This window comes from Micromonospora echinofusca, from assembly GCF_017614955.1.
Lineage (GTDB): Bacteria > Actinomycetota > Actinomycetes > Mycobacteriales > Micromonosporaceae > Micromonospora > Micromonospora echinofusca_A.
Window position 1 is genome coordinate 21,923 of sequence record NZ_WVUH01000025.1, and the last position, 12,197, is coordinate 34,119.

General features: G+C 72.5%; 13 protein-coding genes. 5 read left to right on the forward strand and 8 right to left on the reverse strand.

Going from position 1 to position 12,197, the window contains the following annotated elements; genetic code table 11:
- Positions 1-6: 6 nt before the first annotated feature.
- The 6 genes from GSF22_RS05395 to GSF22_RS05420 form a co-directional block, all read right to left on the reverse strand.
- Entirely contained in the window at positions 7-405 is a 399-nt protein-coding gene (locus GSF22_RS05395; protein ID WP_208811620.1) for a hypothetical protein, read from the reverse strand.
- Positions 402-713 (reverse strand): hypothetical protein, encoded by a 312-nt coding sequence (locus tag GSF22_RS05400; RefSeq protein WP_208811621.1) that lies wholly within the window; start codon positions 711-713, stop codon positions 402-404. Before GSF22_RS05400 ends, GSF22_RS05395 begins: the two co-directional genes overlap by 4 nt.
- Before the next feature lie 68 nt (positions 714-781).
- Positions 782-1,150, reverse strand: a complete 369-nt coding sequence (locus tag GSF22_RS05405; RefSeq protein ID WP_208811622.1) for a hypothetical protein — start codon at positions 1,148-1,150, stop codon at positions 782-784.
- An 81-nt stretch (positions 1,151-1,231) separates the two neighbouring features.
- Positions 1,232-1,804 (reverse strand): hypothetical protein, encoded by a 573-nt coding sequence (locus GSF22_RS05410; RefSeq protein ID WP_208811623.1) that lies wholly within the window; start codon positions 1,802-1,804, stop codon positions 1,232-1,234.
- A gap of 46 nt (positions 1,805-1,850) precedes the next feature.
- The gene (locus tag GSF22_RS05415; protein ID WP_244366306.1) at positions 1,851-2,852 is read right to left on the reverse strand and encodes a tRNA (adenine-N1)-methyltransferase; all 1,002 of its coding nucleotides are present in this window, start codon (positions 2,850-2,852) and stop codon (positions 1,851-1,853) included.
- Positions 2,853-2,935: 83 nt separating this feature from the next.
- Positions 2,936-4,024: a M50 family metallopeptidase gene (locus GSF22_RS05420; RefSeq protein WP_439957747.1), complete on the reverse strand. Its 1,089-nt coding sequence runs from the start codon at positions 4,022-4,024 to the stop codon at positions 2,936-2,938.
- A 196-nt stretch (positions 4,025-4,220) separates the two neighbouring features.
- Here GSF22_RS05420 and GSF22_RS05425 point away from each other — a divergent pair, with 196 nt between their 5' ends.
- The 5 genes from GSF22_RS05425 to GSF22_RS05445 all read left to right on the forward strand — a co-directional run bounded on the left by GSF22_RS05425 (position 4,221) and on the right by GSF22_RS05445 (position 10,747).
- Positions 4,221-5,159, forward strand: coding sequence for a RecB family exonuclease (locus tag GSF22_RS05425; protein WP_208811625.1), 939 nt, complete (start codon positions 4,221-4,223; stop codon positions 5,157-5,159).
- Positions 5,160-5,236: 77 nt separating this feature from the next.
- On the forward strand, positions 5,237-6,460 hold the full coding sequence (locus tag GSF22_RS05430; protein WP_208811626.1) for a sensor histidine kinase: 1,224 nt from the start codon (positions 5,237-5,239) through the stop codon (positions 6,458-6,460).
- Positions 6,457-7,143 carry a response regulator gene (locus GSF22_RS05435; protein WP_208811627.1) on the forward strand — a complete coding sequence of 229 codons (687 nt, stop codon included), beginning with the start codon at positions 6,457-6,459 and terminating at the stop codon, positions 7,141-7,143. The genes GSF22_RS05430 and GSF22_RS05435 overlap by 4 nt, the downstream gene beginning before the upstream one ends.
- Before the next feature lie 275 nt (positions 7,144-7,418).
- On the forward strand, positions 7,419-8,195 hold the full coding sequence (locus GSF22_RS05440; protein ID WP_208811628.1) for an ABC transporter ATP-binding protein: 777 nt from the start codon (positions 7,419-7,421) through the stop codon (positions 8,193-8,195).
- Positions 8,195-10,747: an ABC transporter permease gene (locus tag GSF22_RS05445; protein ID WP_208811629.1), complete on the forward strand. Its 2,553-nt coding sequence runs from the start codon at positions 8,195-8,197 to the stop codon at positions 10,745-10,747. The genes GSF22_RS05440 and GSF22_RS05445 overlap by 1 nt, the downstream gene beginning before the upstream one ends.
- Before the next feature lie 62 nt (positions 10,748-10,809).
- Here the strand turns inward: GSF22_RS05445 and GSF22_RS05450 are convergent, their stop codons facing one another.
- A complete protein-coding gene (locus GSF22_RS05450; protein ID WP_208811637.1) occupies positions 10,810-11,454 on the reverse strand; it encodes an HAD family hydrolase in 645 nt (214 codons plus the stop codon).
- 124 nt (positions 11,455-11,578) lie between these two features.
- A partial coding sequence (locus GSF22_RS05455) for a neutral zinc metallopeptidase (RefSeq protein WP_208811630.1) occupies positions 11,579-12,197 on the reverse strand: 619 nt, incomplete at its 5' end.

The following is a 12,197-nucleotide window of genomic DNA, read 5'->3' on the forward strand; positions in this document are numbered from 1 at the left end:
TGGCTGTCACGTCGGGATGTGGATCACCGGTAGTTCGCTGCCGTCGCCGTACCGGTCCTCACGGGTCAGGATCGAGGCGTCGTACTCCAGGCTGGCCAGCACGGTGGTGGCCAGGTCGACGCGGCCGGTGAACGTGCGCCAGTAGCTCAGTTCGTGCCAGGACCGCCCATCGGTGGGCAGCACCACGCAGGCGTCCAGGGCCAGCAGGCGGTGCAGGGCGGCCCGATCCTTCGCGTCGCTGACCATGGCCAGGGTCTCGGCTGCGGTGACGGCGGTGACGCCGAACCGGTTGCGGTCCTGGATGACCTCGTGCAGTGGTTCCCCGACGTGCACCGAACCCTCGACGTAGGCCAGCAGCGCGGACCGGTCCAGTACGAGCCGGACCGGCCGGTCGTCGATACTCACGCGGCCGGCTGCTGCTGGAGGCCGCCGCCGGCTTCGTCCTGGACGTGCTGGCGGACCCGGTCGCGCAGGCCCTGCCGGCGCTCCGACGTCCACTCGGCCTCGACAGCGGCACGGCGGGCCCGGGCCTCGGCCACGCCCCGCTCGGTGATCTGGATACCGGCGTGGGCCAACTCGGCGTCGAGCGCGTCCAGGCGCATCCGGTCCCGGACGGCCTGGGTGATGTAGGCGCTGGCGTTGGGCTCACGCTCCAACTGCTCGGCCACGTCAGCCGGAACGGAGATCGACAGCTTCCTCACGGGTGCGGTCATACCAGGAAGGTTACACCGGTAGCACCGACTTGCCCTTGACACCGAGCGGGCGCCGCAGTTCTTGGCACCTATCGGGGAGATGGGGGCAGACTGGCGGCGGTCGCCTCGCGAACTGCGCGCTTGTACTGGTCTCGACGGAACACGAAGGGACCGAAGTCCCCATAGTCGCGCTGGGGGCGGTGGGGCTGGGAGAAGCCGCGCCACATCACCGAGTCCTCGGTAGCAATCACCTGGGCTTCCAGGGGCCAGCAGCCGACCTCGCCGCAGTTGCAACCAAGGAGGGCGATCACGCCCTGCCTAGACCGGTAGGCGGAGTCCGATCGTCCGGTGAGGTAGGCAGCCAGGTCGCCGAAGTTGAAGTAATCGAGAACGATGCCGGCGTACGCGCCGGGCACATCGTGGCCAGCAGCGTGCTCGAACCCCGAGACCAGGTCCACCACGCTGACCGAAGTGCAGCTGAACTACAAACGATCAAGAAAAGATCACCCAGTCCGTCGCCCTGTTGCCGGTCGCGCGGCTCAGAGCACCGGCCGGCCGACCACCGAGGCGACCAGCCGGGCGAACTCCTCCAACCGGGCGATCTGCCCCGCTCCCCCGTCGTCGAGGGTCTTGCCGAAACGCAGCGCGTCATGCCGGGGACCGGCCGGCAGCTCCTCCCCGGAACCGGACTCGTCCAGCGAGGTGAGCAGCAGGTACACGTCGATGCTGTCCACCCGGATCCGGCCGTTCTCGGTCCGGGTGAGCCGCCGCCGGCAACCCACCTCGGTGACGGTCGACACCGGCACCACCCGCAGCGACGACGTCATCGCCCCCGGCGGCCCCTCCTCCGGCGGCACGTCCTCGCCGTGCCAGAGGACCAGCCGGCTGCCGTCACAGACCACGACCTCCTGCCACACCCCGTTGACCTCGTTGACGAAGCGTTCCAGGGTGAAGCCCAGCACCGACGCACCGCGCAGCACACCGCCGAGCGCCTCCAGCGCCACGTCCGGGTCCCGCAGGTAGGCCCGGGCCGCCGACTCCAGGTCCTGGTAGGGCGACCAGTCCGGGAAGACCGCCGGCAGCTCGTTGCCCCCGAAGTCCGGCTGGGTCATGCGTGCCCCGGGACGACCCAGCCCGCCCACGTCGCGCCCGCACCGGTCACGGCGCGACCTGTCCGTCGGCCGCCGGGGCGACAGCCACCCCGTCGGCGGCCTCCAGGGCAGCTTCGGCCGCGTCCAGGGCCACCTCGGCCGCGGTACCGGCCGCCACGGCGGCGCGTCGGGCGTCCTCCGCCTCGCGCAGCACCTGCCGGCGGGCCACGTACGCCTCGGCGCCCTTGCTGGGCTTGCGGCGACGCGGCGGGGCGGTCACCCCGGGGGCCAGCCTGCGGGTCGAGACCAGGAACGCGGTGTGCGCGATCATCCGGTGGTCGGGGCGGACCGCCAGGCCGTCGACGTGCCAGTCCCGCACCAGCGACTCCCAGGCCCGGGGCTCGGTGAAGCCGCCCCGCTCGCGCAGCGCCTCCACCAGCTCGGACAACTGCGGCGTGGTGGCGACGTAGCCGATGAACACCCCGCCCGGCAGCAACGCCCGCTCCACCAGGTCCAGGGCCTCCCACGGGGTGAGCATGTCCAGGATGATCCGGTCGAAGCCGGTCTCGCCGCAGCCGGCCACGTCCCCGGTGTGCAGGTGCCAGGCCGGGTGCGGGGCACCGAAGAACGCCTCGACGTTGCGCCGGGCGATCTCGGCGAAGTCCTCGCGCAGCTCGTAGGAGTGCACCTCACCGCCGGTGCCGACGGCCCGCAGCAGGGAGCAGGTCAGCGCCCCGGAGCCGGCCCCGGCCTCCAGCACCTTGGCGCCGGGGAAGACGTCCCCCATGGCCACGATCTGCGCCGCGTCCTTCGGGTAGATGACCTGGGCACCCCGGGGCATGGAGAGCACGTAGTCGGCGAGCAGCGGTCGCAGGGCGAGGTACGCCGTACCGCCCGTGGAGGTCACCACGCTCCCGTCGGGCAGCCCGATCAGGGCGTCGTGCTCCAGGGCACCGCGGTGGGTGTGGAACGCCCTGCCCGGTTCCAGGGTGACCGTGTGCATCCGGCCCTTCGGGTCGGTGAGCTGGACCCGGTCACCGGGCTGGAACGGTCCCCGGCGGACCGGCAGCGGCCGGTGGTCGGCCGGTACCGGCGGGACGTCGGCCGGTGCCCCGGTGGCGGGGACGGCGGGGTCGGCAGGGGGATGTGCGGTCACGTGTTCATCTTCCGTTTGGGTTCCAGGAGCTGCGCCAGATCCGCGATGTGCAGAACGCCGACGACATCTTCGCCTGCCGTCACGAGGTACTGTGCGCCCGGGTGGGCCTGTACCGCCTCCACCACGCGTTCCCCGTCGAGCCCCACCGGCAGGCGGGGCAGGTCGGTCAGGGAGCGGGCCACCGCGTCCACCGCCAGCCAGGGCCGCCGCTCGGCCGGTACGGCGGCCTCGGCGACCAGGTCGACCAGGGCGACCGGCCGACCGGCGCCGTCGGCGATGCCCAGCGCGGCCGGCCGCCCGACGGCGTCGCGCTGCCGCTGCGCCTCGGCCAGCGGGGTGCCGCCGGGCACCAACAGGAGCGGCCGGGCCAGCCCGGCCAGGTCCACCAGGGGGAACCGCCGGCTGATCCGGGCCAGCCGGATGGACTGTCCGGCACCCCGCCACAGGGTGAACGACACCAGCAGCATCAGCGGCAGGGCCAGCGGGGCGAGCACCTTCAGCACCGTCAGCAGCGCCACCACGACCGCGCTGCCGACCGCCACCACCCGACCCACCCAGCCGGCCACCTCGGTACCGAGGTGCCGGTCCCGGGTCGCCGCCCAGACCCCGGCGCGCAGCGCCCGCCCGCCGTCCAGCGGCAGGCCGGGCAGGCTGTTGAAGACCGCCACGATGATGTTGCTCACCGCCAGCTGGAAGGCGAGCTGGTTGGCCAGGGTCCGGTCGGGCAGCGCCAGGGTGGCCACCGTCGCCGCCAGGCCCAGCACGAACGACACCGCCGGGCCGGCGAGGGAGACCAGCAGGTCGATCCGGGGCGTGGGCGCGTCGCGGTCCATCTCGGTGTAGCCGCCGAGCAGCTCCAGGGTGATCCCGCGCACCCCGATGCCGTACCGGCGGGCGGTGAGCGCGTGCCCCAGCTCGTGCAGGAGCACCGAGCCGAGCAGGCAGACCACGAACCCGAAGCCGATGACGTACCCGGCGGTCGGGCTGAGCGCGAGCTGGCGGCGGACGAACTCGCCGTAGGTGACGGTGACCAGCAGGGCCAGCAGCAGCATGGAGGCGTTGAGGTACAGCGGCACCCCGAACACCCGACCGACGGTCAGGCCGGATCGCGGGGCGGGGTCTCGACGGTTGCGTGGTGTCTGCTGCACCGGGTCGATGCTACGTACCGTTCCTGTACGGCTGCCGCGTACCGTTTCACCGGTACCGGCCACCGGGGTTTCTCCGCGCCCGTCCCGACGCGGCAACCGGACGGACGTCGTACCCGTGGCCTAGCCTTCGGTCATGACGGCGCAACCGGTGACCAACCAGCAGACCTCGCGGCTCGTTCCGGCCCAGCCCGGCGGAGCCGTGGCGGCGGTGCCGGCGACGGTCCGCGCGTCGCTGTCGCCGTCGCGCGCCGCGGACTTCAAGACCTGTCCCCTGCTGTACCGGTTCCGCAGCCTGGACCGGCTGCCCGAGCGACCCAGCGTCGAGCAGGTCCGGGGCACGCTGGTGCACGCGGTGCTGGAGCGGCTGTTCGACCTGCCGGCGGCGCAGCGCACCCCGCAGGCCGCCGCCGACCTGGTCCCCGGGGAGTGGGAGCGGCTGCTCGCCGAGCAGCCGGAGCTGGCGGAGCTGTTCGCCGGGGACGACCCGGCGGCGGTCACCGGGTTCGTGGGGTCGGCGACCGGGCTGCTCGACGGCTACTTCGCGGTGGAGGACCCGACCCGGCTGGAGCCGGCCGAACGGGAGAGCCTGGTCTCCGCCGTGGTCGACGACGAGCTGCTCATCCGGGGCTACCTGGACCGGCTCGACGTCGCCCCGGACGGTGCCCTGCGGGTGGTCGACTACAAGACCGGTGGCGCGCCCCGGGAGGCGTTCGAGGCGCGGGCGCTGTTCCAGCTCAAGTTCTACGCCCTGGTGCTCTGGCGGACCCGGGGGGTGGTGCCCCGGGTGCTGCGCCTGCTCTACCTCAAGGACGCCGAGGTCTGCGACTACTCCCCGGACGAGGAGGAGTTGCAGCGCTTCGAGCGCACCGTGGTCGCGCTGTGGCGGGCCATCGAGCGGGCCACCGCCGACCGGGACTTCCGGCCCCGACCGAGCCGGCTCTGTGACTGGTGCAACCACCAGGCACTCTGCCCGAGCTTCGGCGGCACCCCGCCGCCCTTCCCCGAACTGGTCCCCGGTGACGTGACCCGGGACGCCCGACAGGGGGCGGTCGTCCCCGGCGCGGACGAGTGACCTCCTCCCCAGGGAGGAGTACCGGTTCGTCGGCCACGCCGATCAGGTCGGCCCGCCGGTTGCCTACCGTCACTGGTGTGACGGAGGGTCGAGTGGCGTGGCTGCGCGCGCACCCGCCCGTGGTGGACGCCCTGTTCGCCGTCGGGCTGGTGCTGCTGGACGTCGTGTTCACCCTGCTGACCCCGCCGGAGTACTGGCCCCGGTCGTTGCCGGTCTCGTTGGGCTGGAGCGCGCTCTGCGCCGCCCCGGTGGCGTTGCGGCGGGTGGCCCCGTGGGTGGCGGTCGGGGCGGCGGTGGCCACCCTGGGTCTGCCGGTCCTGCTCGGGTACGCGCCGACGACCCAGAGCCTGACCTTCGTGGTACTGACCTACACGATGGCCGCGCACCGCTCGCTGCGGGCCGCGGTGATCGCCGCCGTGGTGCTCTGGGTGCCGGTCGCGGTGGCGAACGTCGTCGCCCCGCTGGAGGGCGTGCTGGAGGTCAGTCCCGGCTACGTGGTGCTCAACAACGTGCTGGTCACCCTGGTGTCGTTCTTCGTGGGGCGGACGGTGCACGCCCGGCGCGCGTCGGTGGCGGTGCTGCGGGAACGGGCCCGGGTGGCCGAGGAGAACCAGCGTGCCCTGGCCGAGCAGGCGGTGGCCGACGAGCGGCGACGGATCGCCCGGGAGCTGCACGACGTGGTCGCGCACCATCTCAGCGTGATGGGGGTGCTGGCCACCGGGGCCCGCCGGGTGCTGCGCCGGGACCCGGACGCCGCCGAGGAGGCGCTCGGCACGATCGAGCAGACCAGCCGGACCACCCTGCGGGAGATGCGGCGCCTGCTCGACGTGCTGCGCACCGACGCCGAACCGGCGGCGGAACTGACCCCGCAGCCCGGCCTGGCCGGGATCGAGGCCCTGGTCGAGCAGGTACGCGAGGCCGGACTGCCGGTGGTGTTCCGGGTCGACGGGACACCCGGCCCACTGGACCCGGGGGTGGCGCTGACCATCTACCGGATCGTCCAGGAGGCGCTGACCAACACCCTCAAGCACGCCGGTCCGGCCACCGCCGAGGTCCGCCTCGGCTTCGGGGTGTACTCGCTGGTCGTCGAGGTCAACGACACCGGGCGGGGTCCGCTGCCGGCACCCGACCGGATCGGGCACGGTCTGGTCGGGATGCGGGAACGGGTGGCCCTCTACGGTGGGACTCTGCGGGCCGGGCCCCGCACCGGGGGCGGTTTCCGGGTCCACGCGAAGCTGCCGATGGAGCAGGTGTCCCCGGCCGGCCGGGGCGGGGACGAACGGGTGGGAGAAAACAGATGACCGAGGGCGACGGGCGGCAACGGCCGGTACGGATCCTGCTCGTCGACGACCAGCCGCTGCTGCGTACCGGGTTCCGGATGGTGCTCGGCGCCGAGGAGGGACTGGACATCGTCGCCGAGGCGGGCGACGGCGTGGAGGCGGTCGACCTGGCCCGCCGGCTGCTGCCGGACGTGGTGCTGATGGACATCCGGATGCCCCGGATGGACGGGGTCGCCGCGACCCGGGCGATCGTGGACGCGCGACTGCCGGTACGGGTGCTCATCCTCACCACGTTCGACCTCGACGAGTACGTGGTGGGCGCGTTGCGGGCCGGTGCGAGCGGGTTCCTGGCCAAGGACGTACCGGCCGACGACCTGGTGGGCGCGATCCGGACGGTGGCGGCCGGCGACGCGGTGGTCGCACCCCGGATCCTGAAGCGGCTGCTGGACCGGTTCGCCCAGGCGCTGCCGGACCCGGAGTCCACCCTGCCGCACGCGTTGAGCACCCTCACCGAGCGGGAACGGGAGGTCCTGGTGCAGGTCGCCCGGGGGCTGTCGAACGCGGAGATCGCCCGGGCGTTGACGGTGAGCGAGACCACCATCAAGACCCATGTGGGGCACGTCCTGACCAAGCTGGGGCTGCGCGACCGGGTGCAGGCCGTGGTGCTGGCGTACGAGTCGGGGCTGGTGCGGCCGGGGGCCTGACCGGTCGCCGGCCCGGGGCCTGACGGGCTGCCGATCGTCGGTTGACCCTGACGGTACGTCAGGTCGTACGGTCACCAGGGTCGTCACCGACGGTGACGGACAGCGGTCTGCTCAGGGGTGACCCTGAGTCGGCATGGGGGCCCACCCGCAGGCCGAAATCCGCGTCACGCTCCGTCGGGAGTCGGACGTTACCGGCCCGGTCAGGGCCGATGATGACACGTGTCGGTCGGCCCGTGGGGTCGGCCGGTCGAAGGATGTTGACAGAGGGGGAGCCAGTGACCGCGACGGTGGGTCGCCCGGTGGGGGCCGCAGCCCGCGCCAGCGACGTGTGGAAGGTGTACGGCAGCGGTGAGGCACAGGTGGTGGCGCTACGGGGGGTGAGCGCCGAGTTCGAGCGGGGCCGGTTCACCGCGATCATGGGGCCGTCCGGGTCCGGCAAGTCGACGCTCATGCACTGCCTGGCCGGGCTGGACACGGTGACCCGGGGCACCGTCATGATCGGCGACACGAAGGTCACCGGGCTGGGGGACGCCGGTCTGACCCGGTTGCGCCGCGACCAGGTGGGCTTCATCTTCCAGCAGTTCAACCTGCTGCCCACGTTGTCGGCGAAGGAGAACATCCTGCTCCCGCTGGCCATCGCCGGCCGTAAGCCCGACCCGGCCTGGTACGACACCGTGATCGACACGGTGGGGCTGCGGGACCGGCTCGACCACCGGCCGAACCAGCTCTCCGGCGGTCAGCAGCAGCGGGTCGCCTGTGCCCGGGCACTGGTCTCCCGCCCGCAGGTGATCTTCGCCGACGAGCCGACCGGCAACCTCGACTCGCGCTCCGGTGCCGAGGTGCTCGGTTTCCTGCGCAACTCGGTACGCCAGCACGGTCAGACCATCGTGATGGTCACCCACGACCCGACGGCTGCCGCGTACGCCGACCGGGTGGTCTTCCTCGCCGACGGGCAGATCGTCTCCGAGCTGATCGAGCCGACCGCCGACACGGTGCTGGACACCATGAAGAAGCTGGACACGCTGCCGGCGCCCACCGAGGCGGGCATCTGATGCTGCGTGCCACGCTCAAGAGCCTGCTGGCCCGCAAGGTCAGGCTGATCCTGTCCGGGCTGGCGGTCGTCCTCGGCGTCATGTTCGTCTCCGGCGCCTTCGTCCTCACCGACACCCTGGGCCGCTCGTTCGACGCGATCTTCGCCGACGCCTACGAGGGCGTCGACGTCCAGGTCGCCGCGAAGCCCAAGCTCGCGGTCGGCGAAACCGAGGGTGAGCAGGTGGCGCCCCCGTTCCCGGCGGCGGTGCTGGACCGGGTCCGCACCGTGCCCGGGGTCGCCGAGGCGACCGGCTCGGTCAACGCCACCGGCGCCCGGCTGATCGGCAGCAACGGCAAGGCCGTCACCTCGTTCGGTCCGCCGCAGCTCGGCAGCAACTGGACCGGCGGCAGCGACCTGATCGAGATCCGGCAGGGTCGGGCCCCGCAGGCCGACAACGAGATCATGGTCAACGCGGCGCTCGCGACGGCCGGCAAGGTCACCGTCGGTGACCAGGTCGGGGTGCTGCTGACCCTGGCGTCAAAGCAGGAGTTCACCCTGGTGGGGATCTTCGGCTACAGCGGTGGCCGGGACAGCATCGGCGGGGCCAACGAGATCTACTTCACCACCCCGGTGGCGCAGCGGCTGATGCTCGGCGCCCCGGACACCTACAACAGCATCGTCCTGACCAGCGCCGACGGGGTCGCCCCGGAACGGCTCCGCGACGACGTGGCCGCCGCCCTCGGCGACGGGTACGTGGTCAAGACCGGTGAGCAGCTCTCCGCCGACGCCGCCGCCGGGCTCAAGGAGGGGCTGTCGTTCTTCAACCGGATCCTGCTCGGCTTCGCCGGGGTGGCCCTGCTGGTCGGCACCTTCCTGATCCTCAACACCTTCTCGATCATCGTCGCGCAGCGCACCCGGGAACTGGCCCTGATGCGGGCCATCGGGGCCAGCGGCCGGCAGGTCATCGGCTCGGTACTGGTCGAAGCGGTCGCCATCGGGCTGCTCGCCTCCGTGCTCGGGCTGGCCGCCGGCATCGGGGTCGGCGCGCTGCTGGCGTACGTCTTCGGGCAGTTCGCCGGCGGCCTCACCCTGGCCGGCCTGGGCGTGCCACCGGTCGCGGTGTTCAGCTCCTTCGGGGTGGGTCTGGTGATCACCGTGGTGGCGGCGCTGCTGCCGGCGCTGCGCGCGGCCCGGATCCCGCCGATCGCGGCCATGCAGGACGTGGCCACCCCGGACCGTCCGCTGACCCGGGTCACCCTCTCCGGCGCGGTGGTGACGGCCGCCGGGGCCGGCCTGCTCGCCCTCGGGCTGTCCGGCAACGCCGGGGACAACACGCTGGTCACCATCCTCACCGGGGTGCTGCTGGCCTTCATCGGGGTGGCCCTGCTCACCCCGTTGATCAGCCGGCCGGTGGTCAACCTGCTCGGCGGTCTCTTCTCCTGGTCGGTACCGGGCAAGCTGGGCCGGCTCAACTCCGGTCGCAACCCGCGTCGTACCGCGATCACCGCCGCCGCCCTGATGGTCGGGATCGCGCTGGTCACCGGGGTCACCGTGATCCTCGACTCGACCAAGGCCAGCATCGCCGGCAAGGCCGAGCAGATCATCGACGCCGAACTGGTGGTGGCGGGCGAGCAGACCGGCCCGCAGCCGCCCACGTTCGAACCGACGGTGGTGGACCGGGCCGCCGCGCTGCCCGGGGTGGCGGCGGTCGCCGGGCTCTACAACGACATGGCGACGGTCGAGGGGGAACGACGGTTCGTCAACGCGGCCACCGACCTGGCGGCCGTGGGACGGATCTGGGGTGCGAAGGCCACCGCCGGCACGGTCGCCACGCTCCGGCCCGACCAGGTGGCACTCAGCGAGCCGGCCGCAAAGGAGCTGAACAAGACCGTCGGTGACCGGATCACCGCCCAGTTCGCCCGGGGGGAGCCGCACACCTACACGGTCGCCGCCATCGTGCCGGAGGACCGGCTGCCCGGTGCGATCATGCTGCCGAAGGAGTCCGCCGCCGACTTCACCCAGCCCAAGCCGTACCTGGCGCTGGTGCAGCTGACCCCGGGTACCCCGGTGGCCCAGGTGCAGCCGCAGCTGGAGGAACTGGTCAAGGACAGTCCGGAGGTGTCGGTGACCGACCGGGCCGGGTTCATCGCGCAGCAGACCGGGCAGTTCGACACCCTGCTCCGAATGATCCAGATCCTGCTCGCCCTGGCCATCGTGATCGCGGTGCTCGGCATCATCAACACGCTGGCCCTGTCGGTCCTGGAACGCACCCGTGAGCTGGGTCTGCTCCGGGCGATCGGGCTGCGCCGGGCGCAGACCATGCGGATGATCACCGTGGAGGCGGTGGTGATCTCGGTCTTCGGCGCGCTGCTCGGGGTGACCGTGGGCAGCGGGCTGGGCGCGGCGGTGGTCGAGGCGCTCAAGGACGAGGGGATCACCGAGCTGGTGCTGCCCTGGTCGCAGATGGGCCTCTTCGTCGGGCTGGCCGCGCTGATCGGCGTGGTGGCCGCGGTACTGCCGGCGATCCGGGCCGCCCGGATCAACGTCCTCGGCGCGATCGCCCACGACTGAGGTGTCAGGAAGGGCCCCTTCTTATCGCTTTCGGTAGAGGAAGGGGCCCTTCCTAACCGCGGTCAGCGGGGAGCGCCGAGCAGCGCGGCCAGCACCTCCAGGTCCACCGCGGTCAGACTCTCCCGCTGGTGCACCCCGTCGGCCGCCGGTACCGGCACCTCGGCCGGTACGGCCAGCACGGCCGCCCCGGCGGTCAGCGCACTGGTCACCCCGGCCGGGGAGTCCTCGATGGCGACGCACCGCCCGATCGGTACACCCAGCAACCGGGCGGCGGTCAGGTACGGCTCGGGATGCGGTTTGGCCGCGTCCACCTCGTCACCGCAGACCACCACGTCGAAACTGTCCCGGCCGAGGGTGTCCAGGGCCACCTCGACCAGTTGCCGCCCGCTGGAGGTGACCAGGGCGGTCGGGATCCGCGCGTCGCGTACCGCCCGCAGCAGGGCGAGCGCGCCGGGCCGCCAGCGCAGTCCGGTACGGAACAGTTCCAGGATCCGCCGGTCGATCCAGGCGGCACTGATTTCCGGGTCACGCCACGGCTGCCCCAGGTCGTCGTGGAGGATCCGCATCGAGGCGGCCATGCTGCTCCCGATCATGGCGAGCCGGGCGGCGGTGGAGAGCGTCCCGCCGTACTCCTCGGCAAGCTCACGGAGCGCGACGTCCCACAGCTTCTCGCTGTCGACCAGGGTGCCGTCCATGTCGAAGAGCACGGCGGCGGGATGATGGTGGCTCAGCGGATCCTCCAGGGTCAGTCGGTGGGTACCGCTGATCCTGTCAACCACACGGCGCCGCCGCAGCGGCCCCGACCGGTGGATGTGGCGTACGCCTCGCCGGTCAGCCCAGTTCGCAGGCGTCCAGCGAACGTTCGTACCCGTTGAAGAACGCCTCCGTACGCTGCTCCGGGCTGCCGTGCGCCCCCTCGGCGAACCACGGCTGCCCCAGGTCGTCGCCCACCGCCAGCAGTCCCTCGCGCAACTCGTCCAGGTCCCCGTCGTCGAGGCTCAGCTCCTCGGTGCGGACCGAGTCGCCCAGGTACGCCCCGGCCATGCAGTCGGCCTGGAGTTCCTGCTGGATCGTGTAGTCGTAGCGGATCCCGAGGCGCACCTGGATGCCGTGGGCGTACTCGTGACCGAGCAGGTAGAACAGGAACGCGTCGCCGATCTGCCGGAACGCCCCCACCGCCCACCGCACGTCGTAGGCGATGAAGTCACCCCGCGAGCAGTAGACGGCGTTGTTGCGGGGCAGTCCCTGCCCGGCGCAGGCCACCTCCCCGTCCCGCTGGTAGGCGATCACCTCACGGATCGGCTGGAACCGCTGCCCGGACGCCCGGAACCGGGCCGCCCAGTACCGTTCGGCGGCGGCCACCGCCCCGGAGATGTCCCGCTGGAACTCCTCGACCGAGGTGGTGCCGTCGGCCCGTTCGGTGACCGTACCCGTCGGCGCCGGGTTCTCC

What these genes read in the sequence shown, in the direction of transcription:
- GSF22_RS05400 (WP_208811621.1), bottom strand. Translation starts at nt 713, where the DNA reads ATGACCGCACCCGTGAGGAAGCTGTCGATCTCCGTTCCGGCTGACGTG.
- GSF22_RS05410 (WP_208811623.1), bottom strand. Translation starts at nt 1,804, where the DNA reads ATGACCCAGCCGGACTTCGGGGGCAACGAGCTGCCGGCGGTCTTCCCG.
- GSF22_RS05425 (WP_208811625.1), top strand. Translation starts at nt 4,221, where the DNA reads ATGACGGCGCAACCGGTGACCAACCAGCAGACCTCGCGGCTCGTTCCG.
- GSF22_RS05435 (WP_208811627.1), top strand. Translation starts at nt 6,457, where the DNA reads ATGACCGAGGGCGACGGGCGGCAACGGCCGGTACGGATCCTGCTCGTC.
- GSF22_RS05445 (WP_208811629.1), top strand. Translation starts at nt 8,195, where the DNA reads ATGCTGCGTGCCACGCTCAAGAGCCTGCTGGCCCGCAAGGTCAGGCTG.